Here is a 16,694-nt window from a genome sequence, read left to right as displayed (position 1 = left end):
AGGCCTGATCATTATTGCAGCATTCGGATATATTCAACGGCCGAGGGGTACTTTCCTGCAACTCATTGCTCAAACGCTAGATGAACGACAGCCTCGCGCCGATTTGACCGATATGGTTAACGTCTGCCCACAAGATGAAATAAGCGTAGAACATATCCCCAATTTGGACAGGGCTCGGATATCTCACAATAAGGGCTGCTTGGTTATTCATCTCCGTTGGCTGGTCAGCTGACGGATAAATGAAGCACGCTTCTTGATTTTGTATCATAGCAGGGACAATCCTTGGAGAAGAACCGTAAGGCATTAATGGATGAAAAGCTTCGGAGCTGCATACATCGGCAATCCGGTCGCCAGACGAAATCGCGGATACCTGGAAGAAACCGTCGAAGCCCTCGTATCTCTCTTCACTGACCGGCCGCCAATTTGCGGGATACGGGAAGGACACCCGGTATACAAGGCTTGTGAACATGCTTTTCGGAACCTTCCTGCCACCTGGGGACCAGTGCAAGGCAGTAATCCTGCCTCCGCTAACGACGTGCATCGGCATCTGTTCCCTGATATCGACGATCCAAAGCTGACTAGCGAATTCTTCAACAGTGCACCCGGACAAATAGGCGATTTTGGCACCGTCCGGCGACCAATCGACGGGCGTGGCGAAACAGTTGGAAACTGCAACCGTCCTTTGATCCTGACCGGTACGGCTGTCAATCTGGATGAGCGAATAGTAATTTGGCTCGCTGTAGGCTGTTGCGCTGTAAGCGATGCTTTTAGAATCAGGAGACCACGCGGGAAAATAGTTTTTCGCGAGTGGGCCGCCTTCCAATGCATAGATGGTGCCGTTTGCCAAATCCACCGTCGAAATCATGGAGATGCTTGCTCCAGGGGATGTATACAACGCGAAGGTTCCATCCGGGGAAATCCGAACGTCGTGGAGCGGACCGTCCGTTAGACGTGTGATTTGTCTCCGTTCCGTGCCATCGGTCCGAATGCGGTAGAGCTGCGTAACCCCGCCAGAATCAGGAGACGCAAATAGAAGCTCCATGCCCGAAGGGAACCATTGGGCGTCCGTTGCTCCGGTCTCCGGGATGGAATAGCTTCGATGAGAGGCCGTATCATAAATGACGATCCGATCATTCTTGACATACGCCAAAGACCGGCTATCGGGAGACCAGTCCAGCAGCGTGTACGGTTCGATTTGATCAATTCTGGCTACAGTGAACGATACGGTATCCAGCACATGGACCACATTGCCGATACCGATGAATGCGATACTCCTCCGGTCGGGCGACCAATAGGGAACCGAAAATTCCGCGCCGAGCCCTTGAGTAAGTTGAAAATCAAAACCGTCCCGAGGGCGGTACAGCCATATGTCGAACGATCCGCCGCGGTTCGATGTGTAGGCAATCCACAGTTGAACGATACCATGAGAAACAGTTTGCAAGGCCAACATCCTCTCTTGAATCATCTGATACTTCAGATATATTCAAAGGAGGACGGTTAGGCGACCGTCCCGGAACGCATTTATGAGCAGAGCTTCACCATAATACCGACGCTTGGATCGGTAAATGGAATAAGCTTAAGCGATGGGCGTTCCATTCGGCAGATCGAAATCCGGCTTCAGAAGCACCACGTCCCCTTGCTCCGGTACGCCGCCGAGCACAAGCACCTCAGATTGATAGCCGGCAATGCGTCTAGGCGGGAAATTGACGATGGCCACGACTTGCTTTCCTACAACGCTATCCGCGTCATACCGTTTCGTAATCTGCGCACTTGTACGCTTGATCCCGAGCAGGCCGAAATCAATCTTCATTTTAATGGCGGGAACGCGCGCTTCCGGGAAGGGCTCTGCTTCCACGACCGTCCCGACGCGAATATCCAGCTTGGTAAAATCATCGATGGTTGCCATGCATTTAACTCCTTACAGGTAGGTTATGGAACATGTTCATGTGCTTCGCGACATGAAATTTAAGTACCATCTTACCACCTGGGGTTGCAGGCATTCAAGAGACAGATTGGTTTAGATCGTTCTATGACGAAGGAGAGATCAGCTTAGGAGTCACACGAGATGCCTGACTGGCCCCTCTAAGATCGTTGATCTTCCACAAGCCTCAGCCAATTCTGATGATGCTTGCACACCTTTGCCCAAATCTGATCCCGTTCTAAAGTGGAGTAGTTGACGAGCGGCTCGTAAAATACGTCCGCCAGGATCTCGAACCACTCCGATTTCGACGAGACCTCTACGGTATCCAGCATGCTGCCGTTCCATTTTCTCCAAATACAGCCTTTAAGCTCGTTCATGCCCACATCGTGCCGCTGCCTGACAACCAATAGATCCATCCATGGGGATTCCGGCGATCGGCTGTAAAATTCATGATTTGTTTTAAATAATTCCAAGCTGTTTACAACCTCAGGCGCATAATCTACCCCTACATAGGAATATTGGGGATCATGAATCAACCGCCAGCCCTGATCCGTTATGCCGGACGGCTCAAGCACATACGTGAACGGCCCCTGTTCATATTTCCCGAATTTCAATGGAATCGGCTCCCATGGCATATCCCCGAGACCGACGTCGACAAGCCAAGACTCTTCTTCCCCAAGTTCTTCGTTCATGAGGCTGACCGTTAACCCAAGATGGAAGCCGTTAATCCGTGGCTCTTGTCCTAACGGCTGTACGCCGGCCTTATGCCAACTAACCGCATACCCCAAGGCTCGAAGAAGAGCGGTAAAAGCTCCATTCAAATGAAAACAATAACCGCTTCGTTGATGGATCAGCAGTTGCACCGAATTTTGGATATCCAAGGGAGTCGGTTTCCCGGAAAAAATATCCAGGGTCTGCCAAGGAATTCTTGCCACGTGCGCTTTATGCAGCTCGAATAAATATTCCTTTGTCGGAGCCTTGATTTCGGATATTCCTAATCGGTTCAAATACGCCTTTACCTCGCTATGCGTGATCATAAATACCTGCTCTCCTTCTCCTGTTTTTAGCTTATCATAACTAACAAATTGACCTGCATGGAATGGTCAGTTTGTTGGTGTTATAAAAGACAGGAGGGTCCCGAGTGGTTAGTTCATGTTCCAGGCTTTTTGCAGCAGCCGAATGCCCGTTTCCATTTCGGACGCATTCAAGCTGGCAAATCCCAAGTATATCCTCGGGTACTGTCCAGCGTCTTGACGCTGATTTATCCACGTCTTCCGCAAGTCGTATACTTTCACGCCGGCTTTCGCAGCCTCCTGAATCAATTCCTCCGAGGTAGCTTCCTTTTTGACGAGCAGTTGAAGGTGAAGTCCGGCATTCTGACCCGTAATTTCAACAAAGTTGCCAAGATGAGCCTCGATCAGCTCGATCAACCGATGATGTCTTTTCTTGTACAGGTTACGAACTTTGCGAATATGGCGAAACCAATGCCCCTGTTCGAAAAAAGCGGTCATGGCCCACTGCTCCACACGCGATGGGGCAAAGAACACCTCCTGCTGCATTTGGGTCAACTGATGCTGCAGTGCCTGTGGAAGAACCAGATAGTTCATTCGCAGTGCGGGGGTGAGCACTTTCGAGAAGGTGCCGGCGTAAATCACCCGTCCGTTATCGTCCAATCCTTGCAGCGAAGCAATCGGCTTGCCTTGATAGCGAAACTCGCCGTCGTAATCATCCTCGATGATATATGCATGTTTAGCATTCGCCCACTCCAGCAATCGTTCCCGCTCCGGATACGGCATAATGCTTCCCGTCGGGAACTGGTGAGAAGGCGTTACGTACACGAGCTCTGCATGACTTTGCTCCAATCGGTCAAGCGAGATCCCCTTATCGCCAAGCGATATCGGAAGAATCTCGCAGCCATTCAGCTGAAATTGATCCCGTACCAGGCTGTAACCCGGTTCCTCAACGGCAACATGCTTCATCCCTTTCAGCATCCTGGAGAGGAGACCTATGCTATATGCCGTTCCGGCACCGATAACTATTTGATCCGGCGTCGAATTGACCCCTCTGGAATTCCGCAAATATTCGGAAATCACGCGCCGAAGGGCGTATTCGCCTTGTGGATCCCCATACCCTCCGATCTCGCATACATGGTGGTCCAGCGCTTCCTTGAGCATTTTATTCCAAATTCGTACCGGGAAGGCAGCTTGATCTAATCGGGTTGGATTGAAATCGATGACATTGGGATTGGTATGCGCATGGGAACGAATAACCGGCATCGTGGTCATGGAGGGCGGCTGTTGATGCTGTTGGGAGTAGGAGAATTCCTTGTAGGGATTCATGACGTATAGCCCCGACCTCGGTTTACTGATCACATACCCTTCTGCCGTCAGCATCTGATAAGCCGTCTCGATCGGCGTCTTGCTTATATTAAGCTGAAGCTGGAGGGATCGCACGGATGGCAATCGTTGTCCGTCGGGAATGGCGCCGTTTCGGATACCCTCACGAAGTTGAAGGTATAATTGCTGGTATAACGGAAACTCGCTTTGCTCGGGTAAAAGGATATCAAACATAATGGACCACCTCAGGCTTTTTAATATAAATTCACGACCCACATTCCATTCAATCTGACTTGCATAAACAGCTCCAAAGTGACCATTTCTATGTGGTCAAATATATTCTAAGCTAGCTATAGGCTGAATGTACACTAAAACTACCCGTTCAGTACGAAAGGACGAATGAGCCAATGACAACGCTTATCCATCTTCGGCACAAAATAGGGCAAGGCATATCCCCCCGTCAATTTATGGAGGGCATGAGGAGCCTGGAAATGAAACTGAGCCGAATCCCCAACACCAAGGAACAGTTTAGGCAAGTCTATGACCGCTTTCAATGGGACGACCAAGAAGTTCAACGGTTCTTCGCTGAACGTAACGAGCATGGCCAACTGCACTGCCTTATCCTCTGTACGGATTGGTGTCCGGATGTGATCTGGAATGTTCCCGTCTTGTTCCGGGTAATGGAATACAGCCGCATACTGACCGAAGTGCTCATCATGGAAGAGCATCTGGAAACGATGGATCTCTTTCTTACGGGCGGTGGCCGCGCTCAACCGATCGCCCTCTTCCTTAATGCGGCAACCGGCGCGGTTCTTGGACAATGGGGCGCACGACCGGCATACATCCAATACGTCATGGACGAGTTCAAAAGAAAACACGCTGATAAACAAGCCGATTCATATCAGGAACAATTGGATCAGGTCTACACAAGGATCGGTGAACTCTACCATGACGGGAACGATTACCGGAAGGTCATGCTTCAGGAGCTAAAGGAGCGGTTTACTTCATTCGCATGAAATGGAATCGCACTGACTGCGGTTCGACATCGGCATCTAGGACATATACAAGGTAACGTGCGATCAAAACCTTCTATAGTGAGCATGAACGTAACTTAAATCACACTCCCACTGCTTAAATCTTCCTGAATATGTTATCATTACTATCGAAAGCGCCTAATGGAGTTGTTGTGTATACAACTGCTTATTAGGGTAAGTAATTAGAAGCTTTCCATGTATAGGAATTCATTAATTGAGTGCAAGGGAGAGAAACATGGATGACAAAAAATGAAGCTCAGCGCCCGTCCCGCGTCGTGATCATCGGTACAGGAGCTGTAGGAGCAACGACTGCGTACACCTTATTCTTGCGGGAAAGAGTATCTGAACTGGTATTGATCGATGCCAACCATGACAAGGCTCTTGGCGAAGCCTTGGATATGAACCACGGCCTCCCTTTTGCCGGCGGGGTGAAACTTTGGGCTGGAGATTACAGCGATTGCAAGGATGCAGACATCATTGTCATTGCCGCAGGCTCCAACCAAAGACCGGGCGAGACGCGAATTGATTTATTGAAGCGGAATACGGCCATATTTGACGATATTATTCAAAATATCGTGAAATACAATGATCACGGCATCATTCTCGTGGCTACGAATCCGGTTGATATCCTGTCTTACGTCACATTGAAAAAGAGCGGCTTCCCGGTTAATCGGGTAATCGGTTCCGGTACCCTGCTCGACAGCGCCCGCTTCCGTTATTTGATCGGGCAAAACAAAGGCATCAATCCGCGCAGCATTCACGCCCATATCGTCGGCGAACACGGCGATTCCGAGCTGCCGCTCTGGAGCATCGCCAACATTGCCGGTATCGGGATCGATCTGACGGACGAGGAAAGGGAAGATATCTTTGATCGTACCAAGAACGCCGCATATGAAATCATCAACGCCAAAGGCTCCACTTCCTATGCTATCGCATTGGCGCTTGACCGGATCATCGTCTCCATTTTGCAAAACGAGGGTTCCGTTCTCAATGTGTCCACGCTGCTTACAGACTACCATGGCGTGTCCGACGTATATCTAGGGGTGCCTTGCGTGGTTGACCGCACCGGCGTGCGGGAAATTCTTAGCCTTGAGTTTAACGACGAGGAATTGACCCAATTCCATGCTTCCGCTAACAAACTGAAAGAACAGATTTCCAAAATCTTCGAATAACCCAAACAAGGCTTTCCGGATGAACGTTCCGGAAAGCCTTGTTTTATTTGGTATGGCATCCGTGCACGACGAGGCCCGCTTGCTATCCATTCGCTGCATAAATTGAGAATGCGCTGTATATCAGAAGCAGCCCCATCAATACATTAAACGTACGTTCATATCGGGACAACAGGTTCTGGAACAGCGAACCGCATAGCGCCCAGGTCATATTGGCGCAAATGCCAACGATGGTGAGCAGTATCGAGAATAATAACAGATGCACATGGGTTGTTGCGATTGGCATCACGAAGGTCGATACGGCTGTAATCCCGTATAAAATGACCTTCGGATTCATGAATTGAAATATGAATCCGAACGTAAAGCTGTTAAATCCGCCTGGCTTATCATCTGCATCCCCCTGCGGCCTGCTTCGCATGATTTTTACGGCAAGATAAATCATATACAGGAAACCGATCATATTCATAACCGATCGAATCTTCGGGATGTATTGATACATTGCCAAGTTGAAGTAGCTGGACAGCAGCATGATGATCAAACACCCGGTTGCAACCCCGCCGATAAAGCGCATCGTTGCTCGAAAACCGTAACTTCGTGCATTGGTCATCGAAATAATGTTGTTGGGACCGGGCGTAAATGAAGCTACAATGGCATAGGTCAACAGCGGAAGGATAAACAAGCTCTTAACTCCTTTCTTGTTTGTATGTTATAGTGATTCTAATGGGTCGTTATAGCGACCGTGCGTTATCATTATACTTTATGTATGTTATAACGCACAATATGTACAGTATAGAGGTGAACCATCATTTGAAGCCCATCAATCTGATATTGGCGAACAATTTAAAGATGCTCCGGGAGCAGAGAAAGCTGAGTTTGGATAAAGTCGCGGAAATGACCGGCATCAGCAAGACGATGCTGGGTCAGATTGAACGCGGGGAATCGAGCCCCTCCATAACCACCGTATGGAAGATCGCCAACGGATTAAAGCTTTCTTTTTCGTCGTTGATCAATGAGCCGCATTCCGGTATCGTCGTGGTATCACGGGAAGAGGTGCAGGCACTGGTTGAGGATAACGGCCGCATTCGAATTTATCCGTATTTCCCGTATGAAGACGGGCGGCGCTTCGAGATGTATTCATTAGAAATGGAACATGGCGGTTATTTAAGTGCAGAGGCCCATATCGAGGGTACGGAAGAGTTTATTACCGTTTTCGATGGTGAGGTCACCATTCGTGTCGATCATGAGGAATATACGGTAAAGCAAGGTGAATCCATCCGCTTCAAGGCAGACAAACCACATGTCTATCACAATTCGGGTAATTCCCTGAACCGGTTAAGCATGGTGATCCATTATTCCGGATCATGATGTCGATGGAAGAACAGCAACGGCCCCCTTTTCATGAAGGGTGCCGTTGCTGTTTTGATGCTGTTGTATTATTAACGTTTTACCGACGCAGCGAATTTGCGCTGACCACCCCATACCGGGACAGCAGCTTGCGGCCGAGCAGCCCCACGGCCCGGTCTGTCAGGAATCCCATCAACCCCAGGCAGATCAAGCCGACAAATATCCAATCTGTACGGAAGAACAATCGTGAATTCCATATAAGATAACCAACGCCTTCATTGGATGCAATCATCTCGGCCCCGATAATCGCCATGAACGAGGTTCCCATGGCAAGCCGAATGCCGGTGAACATGAAAGGGACGGTTGCAGGAATGACGACATGCAGCACAATCTGCCATTCGGACGCCCCCATGCTGCGGGCGGAGCGGATCTTATCCTCCTCAACGGATAAAACGCCCGTCAACGTATTCAAGACCACGATGAAGAAGGTTGCATACAGAATAAGCATGATCTTCGATGTCTCCCCGATGCCGAACCAGACCAGAAACAGGGTTATGAACGCAATCGGAGGAATGAACCGAATGAAATTGAGGAAAGGCTCGGCGAAAGCACGGATCGGTCCGACCTTCCCAATCATGATTCCGACAGGGATCGCTAGCAGACTGCCAAACGTCCAGCCAAGCAGCACGCGGTACGAACTGATTCCGATATATTGAATCAAGGTGCCGTCCGTCAACAATTCGTATCCGCCCTTTGCCGTATAGACGGGACCGGGCAGAATTTCCGGGCCATACGCAAGGGACAGCAGATGCCAGACGCCAAGTCCTACCATCCATAACAGGATATGCAGGGACCATTTTTTAAGATGATTGCTCACGGGAACGCCTCCTCACTACTCGTCAAAATGCGATTGGATTTGGTTGTACAGGGCATGGAAGGCCGGGTCTGACAAATCTCTCGGGTATGCAAGCGGCACCTCATAGATATCCGTTATTCTAGAGGAAGGTCCTGCAGACATAATGCCGATGCGTCCTCCCAGCAGAAGTGCCTCCTGAATATCGTGCGTCACGAAGATGACGGTTTTGTCCGTATCCTGCCATATGCGGACCAATTCCGTTTGCATCGTGCGTCTTGTCATCGCGTCCAATGCGCCGAACGGTTCATCCATGAGCAGGATCGAGGGATCATTGGACAACACCCGTGCCAGCTGTACCCGTTGTTTCATGCCGCCAGACAGTTCGCGCGGATATTTGCTTTCATGTCCCGCAAGGCCCACGAGCTCAATAAATTCGCCGGATATCTCCCTTCTCTTCTCAGCTGGCATCCGTTTCATGCGGAGGCCGAACTCCACATTCTCCCTAACCGTCAACCACGGAAACAAGGATGAGTCGGCTTGCTGAAATACGACGGCACGATCCTGGCCGGGGCGCTCCACTTCCTTTTCCCCTACCCTTACTTGACCTGATGTCTTGGAGACGAAGCCGGCGATCAGACTGAGCAGCGTCGACTTCCCGCACCCGCTCGGTCCCAGCAGGACGAAGAACTCCCCGCCTTTAACCGCCAGGTTGACGTCCTGGATGATATAATGTAAACCGCCTGCTGATGCCTGCGTGTAACTTTTATTCAACTGCTCAATATGGATTTCATTCTGCCTTGACGCTGCTCTCATTTTCATCATCTCCTTACTTCAAATCAATGACTCGATCCGGGAAGGCTGTTCTTACCAAATCCAGATTCAATTTATCATTCAGCTCGAAATCCTTCTCGATGATACCGTTAGCGACCATGTATTCCTTCTGTCCCCGCAATCCCGCATAGGCTTTGTCCGTAAATCCAATGCTCCATGGATTCTTCGGCAGATCTTTTAAGGTCGCTTCCTTCGGCTGCTTGACTTCTTCGTACATCAAATCCGCTGTTTCCTCCGGATGGGCTTGGGCATAAGCCGACGCTTCATCCAGCGCTTTCAGAAGCGCTACGAATCCTTCCTTGTTGCTGTTGATTAATTCATTTGAAGCGATTAAACCGGTGCCAAGCCTTACCGGCGTCTTCGACATATCCGATAGCTCTCTGGCTTCGGCAAGGGCACCGAACTTTTCGTTCAGCACTGCGCCATATACCCATGCGGCGTCAATTTCTCCTTTTTTCAGCGCCACGTAGGCCTCGTCGAAGCCTCCTTGCCCGATCAGCTCCACATCCGACAATGCAACCCCGTTATCGGCGAGATAAACATCCCACAGATAGGGAATGAATGTGCCTCTGGAGAAACTCAATTTCTTGCCCTTGAGATCGGCAGCGCTGGCGATCTCTTTACGGACGAACAGTTTCCATTCGCTTGCGCTCAAATCCGTGGCTGTTCCGGTTGAGGCGAATATAGAGTAATCGCCTTTGCTGACAGCATTCAGGAGTGGGAAGTCTGCACCGAATGCAACATCCACCTGCTTAATAAACAAGGAGTTCACGCCTTCGGCCGGCGTTGCGAAGTTCACCAGCTCGGCATCAATCCCGTGTTTGTCGAAGATTCCCTTGCTCTTAGCTATACGAAACACCGCATTCGTGGAAATATCGGCGATTTTCAATTGAAATTCACTCTCTTGACTGTCACCGCTGGCCTTACCGCATCCGCTAAGCAAACTCATTGCCAGCGTCGATATCAGAAACCAAGCATGCCATCGTTTCAAATAAGGTCTACTCATCGCGATCCCTTTCTTTCTGCGTTATTTCATCGGTCCTGGCCACGCATAACGCCCCCTCCCCATAGGAGATCGTGCCTTCTACTTCCACGGTACTAACGGCACCTCTCGGTGCGGCACCTGGCAGGCGGTAATCTGCCACATCAAGCGGAGCAATCTCGGTCTCTATGGGCAATTCAAGCTGTGGCACCCATTCATAAGGAACCCGGTATGCGCGGTAGACCATATTGGAGTTGCGGATATTTTTATATGGCGAAATATATTCCCATACCAGTTCAAATTCTCTTGTCACCTCGAATATTCGGCCGTCGGCTCCTTCGGTAATCAAGGTGTTGCCGTTGGGCAGACGCTGTGCTGAGCTGATATACGGACTGTAGAAGCGGTAAGAGTCCAGCGGAGCCTGAAAGCCGGCCTCCGTGGGCGTATACTGCCATTCAATCTCTAAGGTTACGGGATTGATTTCCAGAATTCGCGAATGGTCGCGCCGCGCTATTTTCAAGCCATCTGCCGCTTCCGGATTCGGCTTTCCGTATCCGCCCCAGCCGCCGTTGTCGAAGATCAGAATATTGCCTTCGCCCGGAAGTCCCTTCGGTATGAGGTGAGCATGATGCTGGCCGATAATCCAGCCAATATGCTTCGTTTCTTCCGTGGAATAGTCAGGGCCAAGCTTCCAGACAATGTTCCCGGTTTTTTTGTCGATGATGGCAATAATGTTCGTTTCCCGTGCATCCCAGATCATATTATCGGGATGGAAGCGTTCGTCCCCCGCATCATAAAACCGGTTAGGACCAAGCACAGATACCGAGTTAATATGCATCCAATCTCCGGCATGGGCTCCGAAGCCGCGGGTATTCGGATCACGGGATAACGCTAGCTTCGCGTCTTCATCAAACCCGAGTTCATCAAAGTGATCGCTAACCGCCCATTCCCAAATGACATTGCCTTCCCAATCCACTTCGATGATCGTATCGTCCAACAGTTCGATGTCGGAAATTTCGGGACGCTTCACATTTTTGTGAGCAAGAATAAGCGTATTGCCGGAACCTACCTTCGGATCCTGCCCGGGTACATAATAACCGACGGGATTGCCCTCCCGCTGGTAATCATGATGCTGTCGAGCCATCCATTGTGCCGGATGACCCGGATCCTCTATGTATTCATAACGATCGAATTTCCAGACGATATTGCCTTCCCAGTCGACCTGTACCAGATTGGTTTCATCCTGAAACCCGTACTTCGGATCGCGCTCTGAGGTGCTCCCAAGCACATAACCTCCGGGAAAGAGCTTGTTCGGAAATCCCCGAAGCCCTTTCCATAAGTGAACCTCCCTGCCGTTCATGTCAATCAGGAGGGCGCCGGTATCCGCGGCTTGATAAATCGTGTAGCCGCTCCACGCCTTCCCCGGTTGAAATACGGTTGTACCCGTTGGATAAATCGTTGGATGTCCCATCGTTCAACTTCCTTTCTAATATGAATTTTAGTAAGAAATGAATTTGTTCGAGCGTTTCAGTGAGCCTGGTTTGCTATGATCAATTGCTGCCGGCATATCGAAAGATGGGCGGGGCGGTCGAAGCACGAAATCCGAGAAGCCCTCCAGATGATCGTTCAACCGTTCAAAATAATGGATCAGATCCCGCAGCTCCTCCTGCGAGAATATTCCGAATATTCGTTCGATCGAACGCCAGCCTATGTATTCGTTACGCTTCACCATTTCTCTTCCAGCATCTGTGATGTCCAGCACAATCGATCTCCGATCGCTCTCGCTCCGTCTTCTTACCGCGAACCCGCAAACCTCAAGTTTATCGCACAAGGCCGTTACCGCTCCGGACGTAAAATCGAGCTGTTCCGCAAGCTCCCCAAGCTTCTGCTCCCCATCCCGCAATATGGTGTTCAGGATCAACAAACCTGGCAGCGATACGCCTTCTATCGAGATTTTGTCACGCTCCTTGACAAATCTCCGCACCATTTTGCGAAAATGCCAATCCGCCTCTTCCATTAATGCCCAATCCGTTTCTTCCATGCCGCTCCTTCCTGTGGAACGATAGCCTCAGACTCCAAGTCATAATCCGTAACGATGTCCGGAAAATACAGAAAGGCTCCCATTTCCCCTTCCGTCAAAATAACGAAATCGAGTAAACAGGAGCCTTTGGTAGACCAATCGGCTGATATATCGTTCAATACTAAGATAATGAATGATCATTTAATGAGGACTGAATGAATTTGCTTGTGGCTAGATTAAACCAATTAATACCACCTGTCAAGTAGGAATTAAATATTTATTTAAACCATCAAAACAAAACCCCGCACTAGATGCAGGTTTCTCCAAAGCCAAGCATATTGATATCGCATAAAGGTTGTTCCTCTTCTTTGTCGATAGGTCTCGAAGAGGATGCAAGAATAGGCTGTATGTCGATTCAGAAAATCCTATAGAAAAAAGCCGTCGAGACGGTTCCTCGACAGCCTGCATGCATCCATATGTTTGAGCTTGCTGTTAACATGCAATCTCATCTACCTTAACCCGATTTTAATAAATGCCCGCTTTCTTGGAGGTTTGCTGAATCCCGTCGGTTCCATGAACCACCGTGTTTCCCCAGCCGGTCAGGTTTCCGCTTGGCCCTGCAGCCAGATCCAAATCGTTCAGCTCCGGGCTGTTTCCGTACCAGGACCAAGCCAGCCAGCCTACTTCCTTCTGCTGTCCGTACTTCATAATAGCAATCTCATCGACATCGGCACCTTGATGATAGCCGCCGAACTCCCCAATGATTAAAGGCAATCCTTTGTTTAAAACATCGTCCATATTCGTTTTCACCGTAGCGGCATCCTTACCGGCATACTCATACATATGGATGGAGAATACCGTATTCTTCAGTTGATCGGAAGCAAATACCGCGGCCCCCTCATCCACGATGGATTGCGGGTATTGCCCCCATCCCGCTGCATCAACGATCAACGTATTCTTAATGCCCGCGTTTCTTAATTTGGGAATGGCCTGCTTATAACCATCGGCCCATCCGCTGCTGTTCCAATTTCCATAGCATTCATTAGCAATATTGACGATGACGCGGTCTTCTTTTCCGATCAATGCCCCTTTGATGCTGATCCAATAGTCGACGGCCGCTTCAAGGGAAGCATACTCATCTTTGCCTGTCGCATCATGCACCTCCAGAACGGCTATCATTTGATGCTGCGACACCAGCGAGATGATACTGTTGACGGCGTTCAGGTCATCCTTGGTCCATTGCGCCCCGTTCGACAAGACGACTCGTACGGTATTGGCTCCCGTTTGCGCGATAGCCGGAATAGCCGCGTTCAGATCATTCTTGTACCAGGTGTGGGGATGATTTACACCCCTCATCACAAAGGCCTTGCCCGTTGAATCATACAGCTTGGTACCGTTTACATAAAATCCTGTGGCTGCTTCTGGACTAGGAAGCCCACCGCCTACTGACACAAACGCCAGGATCGCGACTAGAATAGACTTCCATCCCTGCATCCATATCAACATCATCTTCCTCCCTCTGGATTCATATCATTTGATTTCTAGCCTCGACACTAGCTGATGAAACAAAACCGAAGTGATTAGATTATTTAGGTAATCGTTTAAGTAATAATTCGAATTTTATATGCCTCACCTTCACCTGTCAATGGTGTATATATGTTTATAATAATGTTGCGTGTAAAAGATTTCGTTGACATCGAACGATACTCTTTCTTAAAATATTTTCTAAGGTTAACGATAACTTAATAACGGAGGCTTTATATGACAATGACTTTACATACCCTGGGTTCTGAAATCCGAAAAGAATGGCTGGAGCATATCCTGCCTTTTTGGGGAGGATTGAAGGACGAAACCAACGGCGGGTTTTACGGCCAAGTGAACGCCGATTTAAAGATTGATGAACAAGCAGCCAAAGGCGGGATTACCTGTTCAAGAATTTTATGGAGCTTTAGCGCAGCCTATCGGACGACGGGGCACGAAATCTACGCATCGCATGCCAGGCATGCCTTTCAATTTCTCGCGCGCCACCTCATTGATCGCCAATATGGCGGACTGTATTGGATGGTGGATTACAAGGGAGTCCCGACAGATACGAGGAAACATATCTACAATCAAGCTTTCGGCGTATATGCATTAAGCGAATACCACCGCGCTTCCGGGAACCAAGAGGCATTGGATCTGGCCAAAGAGCTGTACCGTCTGATCGAGAGTAAGGGGTATGATGCGAAACGGCAGGCCTACAAGGAAGAGTTCGACCGGGAGTGGAACGAGCAGCCCAACGAAATGCTTAGCGGCAACGGCGTGGTCGCGCATATCACGATGAATACGCATATTCACGTCCTGGAAGCTTACTCCACGCTTTATCGGGCATGGCCCGAGGCGGTGGTCCGAGAATCGCTTCATAACCTGCTGTCCATTCTGTACCATCATATTTTCGATGCTGATCGGAGACGTTTAGGGGTGTTTTTTGACAAGGATTGGAACCCGCTCGTGGATGTCACTTCATTTGGCCATGATATCGAGGCCAACTGGTTGATGGATGAGGCGCTTGAGATCATCGGAAGCACGAATCCGGATTATAAGCGCATGGTTCTGGACTTGGCGTATGCCGTTTCTGAACGGGCCGTGCAGCAGGATGGTTCGCTCATGAATGAGCAAGAAGGCTCACGTCTGGATACCTCCAGAATCTGGTGGGTCCAGGCTGAGGCTATGGTCGGTTTTTTCAATGCCTATCAGCGTACGGGAGATATTCAATTTCTTGAACAGGTCTTCAGAATGTGGAATTATACGAAAAAAAATATTATCGATTCCCGCCCGGGCAGCGAATGGTTTTGGTCCGTCAATGAGAACGGACGGCCGGATCAGCACGAGATGGCCGGACCATGGAAATGTCCGTATCATAACAGTCGATTTTGCTTGGAAATCTTAAATCGAATCGAACTTGTAAGCAGCAAGCTCTAACAGAATAACAATCAGAAATGCGCCTTCGCCTTTATTTGTCTCAGACGAGCAGGTATACTGTACTTGGATCATGGAATGATTGCATACATACTCGGACAGATGGTCTACTTCGACTGTAGATAAAAGGAGACAAACGCGATGAACAAAAACATAACGATGAAGGACATCGCGGAGCAAGTTGGCGTCAGCACGGTGACCGTCTCGAAAGCCCTGAACGACAAGGAAGGCGTAAGCGACGAGTTAAAGGCAAGAATCAAAGCCATCGCCAGCGAAATGGGCTATCGGGTGAACACCGTTGCCAGGTCCATGCGCGAAGGGCTGACTTACAACATCGGCGTCATCATTCCCGAACGTTTTACCGGACCCGACCAATCGTTCTATCTTCGCGTCTATCAAGAAATCTCCAAGGGATTGGAAGACTACGGGTATTACGGCATACTTCATATTTTAAGCAGCTCGGATGAACAGGCCTTGCAGCTGCCGCGCATCTATTATGATCGCAAAGTGGACGGATTCATTCTGCTGGGACAGATCAGCAAACCTTACATCGAGATCATGCACGCCATCGAACCGCCGATTCTGTTTCTGGACTTCTACGATGACCATTCGGATATTGATGCGGTGGTTTCGGATAATTTTTACGGTGCCTATGAACTTACCAATTACCTGATCCGGCAAGGACATCGCACCATTGCCTATGTGGGCAGCTTGCATGCCACAAGCAGCATTCAGGATCGGTTCCTGGGTTACTATAAATCGCTGCTGGAGCATCATATCTCGCTTCGGCAGGACTGGGTAATCAACGATCGGAATGAGCACGGCAATTATCTCGACATCGAGATACCGGATGAATTGCCAACAGCTTTCGTATGTAATTGCGATCAGGTCGCCTATTTGGTTGTGCAGAAATTGCAAGGCATGGGTTACCGCATTCCCGACGACTGCTCCGTCGTCGGTTTTGACAACGATATCTACGCTACGCTGACCGTGCCGCACCTGACGACGGTTGAAGTCAATATGAAGCAGCTGGCTCAAACGTCGATCCAGTCCATCTTAAGCAAAATCAGCACCCCTGATACCAAATTCGGCAGAATTGTGGTGAAGGGCAAGATCATCTATCGTTCTTCCGTCGCCAAGATGTAAACCCTCCCACCATCAAGCATGCCCCGAACCACGCATCGTGCACACAGGGAGCAGTGCGCACGATGTACAAAACGATTGCAAAAGAAAAGACAGCTGC

16 protein-coding genes are annotated in these 16,694 nt (G+C 49.5%); 5 read left to right on the top strand and 11 right to left on the bottom strand.

The features are described 5' to 3' along the window. Window positions 1-76: 76 nt before the first annotated feature. The 4 genes from RB298_RS12460 to pdxR form a co-directional block, all read right to left on the bottom strand. Window positions 77-1,450: a hypothetical protein gene (locus RB298_RS12460; RefSeq protein WP_486047210.1), complete on the bottom strand. Its 1,374-nt coding sequence runs from the start codon at window positions 1,448-1,450 to the stop codon at window positions 77-79. Window positions 1,451-1,576: 126 nt separating this feature from the next. After that, on the bottom strand, window positions 1,577-1,906 hold the full coding sequence (gene csaA / locus RB298_RS12455) for a chaperone CsaA (RefSeq protein ID WP_486047209.1): 330 nt from the start codon (window positions 1,904-1,906) through the stop codon (window positions 1,577-1,579). Window positions 1,907-2,082: 176 nt separating this feature from the next. Next, window positions 2,083-2,958: an arylamine N-acetyltransferase family protein gene (locus RB298_RS12450; RefSeq protein WP_486047208.1), complete on the bottom strand. Its 876-nt coding sequence runs from the start codon at window positions 2,956-2,958 to the stop codon at window positions 2,083-2,085. 108 nt (window positions 2,959-3,066) lie between these two features. Next, a complete protein-coding gene (gene pdxR, locus RB298_RS12445) occupies window positions 3,067-4,491 on the bottom strand; it encodes a MocR-like pyridoxine biosynthesis transcription factor PdxR (RefSeq protein WP_486047207.1) in 1,425 nt (474 codons plus the stop codon). Window positions 4,492-4,748: 257 nt separating this feature from the next. On the opposite strand from pdxR, the gene RB298_RS12440 reads away from it, so the two are divergent. Both RB298_RS12440 and RB298_RS12435 read left to right on the top strand, forming a co-directional pair. Beyond that, window positions 4,749-5,273, top strand: a complete 525-nt coding sequence (locus tag RB298_RS12440; RefSeq protein ID WP_486047206.1) for a thioredoxin family protein — start codon at window positions 4,749-4,751, stop codon at window positions 5,271-5,273. Between the two features lie 257 nt (window positions 5,274-5,530). Beyond that, window positions 5,531-6,463 (top strand): L-lactate dehydrogenase, encoded by a 933-nt coding sequence (locus RB298_RS12435; protein WP_096774118.1) that lies wholly within the window; start codon window positions 5,531-5,533, stop codon window positions 6,461-6,463. 82 nt (window positions 6,464-6,545) lie between these two features. Here the strand turns inward: RB298_RS12435 and RB298_RS12430 are convergent, their stop codons facing one another. Next, entirely contained in the window at window positions 6,546-7,139 is a 594-nt protein-coding gene (locus RB298_RS12430; RefSeq protein WP_486047205.1) for a LysE family transporter, read from the bottom strand. A gap of 128 nt (window positions 7,140-7,267) precedes the next feature. Between RB298_RS12430 and RB298_RS12425 the strand changes: the two genes are divergently transcribed. Beyond that, window positions 7,268-7,825: a helix-turn-helix domain-containing protein gene (locus tag RB298_RS12425; protein WP_277746141.1), complete on the top strand. Its 558-nt coding sequence runs from the start codon at window positions 7,268-7,270 to the stop codon at window positions 7,823-7,825. Between the two features lie 79 nt (window positions 7,826-7,904). Here the strand turns inward: RB298_RS12425 and RB298_RS12420 are convergent, their stop codons facing one another. The 6 genes from RB298_RS12420 to RB298_RS12395 all read right to left on the bottom strand — a co-directional run bounded on the left by RB298_RS12420 (window position 7,905) and on the right by RB298_RS12395 (window position 13,999). Next, on the bottom strand, window positions 7,905-8,681 hold the full coding sequence (locus RB298_RS12420; RefSeq protein ID WP_090908666.1) for an ABC transporter permease: 777 nt from the start codon (window positions 8,679-8,681) through the stop codon (window positions 7,905-7,907). 15 nt (window positions 8,682-8,696) lie between these two features. Next, window positions 8,697-9,473 (bottom strand): ABC transporter ATP-binding protein, encoded by a 777-nt coding sequence (locus RB298_RS12415; RefSeq protein WP_486047204.1) that lies wholly within the window; start codon window positions 9,471-9,473, stop codon window positions 8,697-8,699. A 13-nt stretch (window positions 9,474-9,486) separates the two neighbouring features. Beyond that, window positions 9,487-10,497 (bottom strand): ABC transporter substrate-binding protein, encoded by a 1,011-nt coding sequence (locus RB298_RS12410; RefSeq protein ID WP_452515494.1) that lies wholly within the window; start codon window positions 10,495-10,497, stop codon window positions 9,487-9,489. Continuing rightward, complete coding sequence (locus RB298_RS12405) at window positions 10,490-11,944, bottom strand: aryl-sulfate sulfotransferase (RefSeq protein ID WP_486047203.1); 1,455 nt, start codon at window positions 11,942-11,944, stop codon at window positions 10,490-10,492. Before RB298_RS12405 ends, RB298_RS12410 begins: the two co-directional genes overlap by 8 nt. A gap of 27 nt (window positions 11,945-11,971) precedes the next feature. Then, window positions 11,972-12,514, bottom strand: a complete 543-nt coding sequence (locus RB298_RS12400; protein ID WP_486047202.1) for a MarR family winged helix-turn-helix transcriptional regulator — start codon at window positions 12,512-12,514, stop codon at window positions 11,972-11,974. Between the two features lie 504 nt (window positions 12,515-13,018). After that, on the bottom strand, window positions 13,019-13,999 hold the full coding sequence (locus RB298_RS12395; protein WP_486047201.1) for a glycoside hydrolase family 5 protein: 981 nt from the start codon (window positions 13,997-13,999) through the stop codon (window positions 13,019-13,021). Between the two features lie 255 nt (window positions 14,000-14,254). Between RB298_RS12395 and RB298_RS12390 the strand changes: the two genes are divergently transcribed. Beyond that, window positions 14,255-15,454, top strand: coding sequence for an AGE family epimerase/isomerase (locus RB298_RS12390; RefSeq protein ID WP_486047200.1), 1,200 nt, complete (start codon window positions 14,255-14,257; stop codon window positions 15,452-15,454). 138 nt (window positions 15,455-15,592) lie between these two features. Next, entirely contained in the window at window positions 15,593-16,597 is a 1,005-nt protein-coding gene (locus tag RB298_RS12385) for a substrate-binding domain-containing protein (RefSeq protein ID WP_486047199.1), read from the top strand. Window positions 16,598-16,694: the final 97 nt, after the last annotated feature.

This window comes from Priestia sp. BR_2 (assembly GCF_041954005.1).
GTDB lineage: Bacteria > Bacillota > Bacilli > Paenibacillales > Paenibacillaceae > Paenibacillus_AQ > Paenibacillus_AQ lautus_A.
This window is presented reverse-complemented; position numbering and strand designations above follow the sequence as displayed.

What these genes read in the sequence shown, in the direction of transcription:
- RB298_RS12460 (WP_486047210.1), bottom strand. Translation starts at nt 1,450, where the DNA reads ATGTTGGCCTTGCAAACTGTTTCTCATGGTATCGTTCAACTGTGGATT.
- csaA (WP_486047209.1), bottom strand. Translation starts at nt 1,906, where the DNA reads ATGGCAACCATCGATGATTTTACCAAGCTGGATATTCGCGTCGGGACG.
- RB298_RS12450 (WP_486047208.1), bottom strand. Translation starts at nt 2,958, where the DNA reads ATGATCACGCATAGCGAGGTAAAGGCGTATTTGAACCGATTAGGAATA.
- pdxR (WP_486047207.1), bottom strand. Translation starts at nt 4,491, where the DNA reads ATGTTTGATATCCTTTTACCCGAGCAAAGCGAGTTTCCGTTATACCAG.
- RB298_RS12440 (WP_486047206.1), top strand. Translation starts at nt 4,749, where the DNA reads ATGAAACTGAGCCGAATCCCCAACACCAAGGAACAGTTTAGGCAAGTC.
- RB298_RS12435 (WP_096774118.1), top strand. Translation starts at nt 5,531, where the DNA reads ATGACAAAAAATGAAGCTCAGCGCCCGTCCCGCGTCGTGATCATCGGT.
- RB298_RS12415 (WP_486047204.1), bottom strand. Translation starts at nt 9,473, where the DNA reads ATGAGAGCAGCGTCAAGGCAGAATGAAATCCATATTGAGCAGTTGAAT.
- RB298_RS12410 (WP_452515494.1), bottom strand. Translation starts at nt 10,497, where the DNA reads ATGAGTAGACCTTATTTGAAACGATGGCATGCTTGGTTTCTGATATCG.
- RB298_RS12405 (WP_486047203.1), bottom strand. Translation starts at nt 11,944, where the DNA reads ATGGGACATCCAACGATTTATCCAACGGGTACAACCGTATTTCAACCG.
- RB298_RS12400 (WP_486047202.1), bottom strand. Translation starts at nt 12,514, where the DNA reads ATGGAAGAAACGGATTGGGCATTAATGGAAGAGGCGGATTGGCATTTT.
- RB298_RS12395 (WP_486047201.1), bottom strand. Translation starts at nt 13,999, where the DNA reads ATGTTGATATGGATGCAGGGATGGAAGTCTATTCTAGTCGCGATCCTG.
- RB298_RS12390 (WP_486047200.1), top strand. Translation starts at nt 14,255, where the DNA reads ATGACAATGACTTTACATACCCTGGGTTCTGAAATCCGAAAAGAATGG.
- RB298_RS12385 (WP_486047199.1), top strand. Translation starts at nt 15,593, where the DNA reads ATGAACAAAAACATAACGATGAAGGACATCGCGGAGCAAGTTGGCGTC.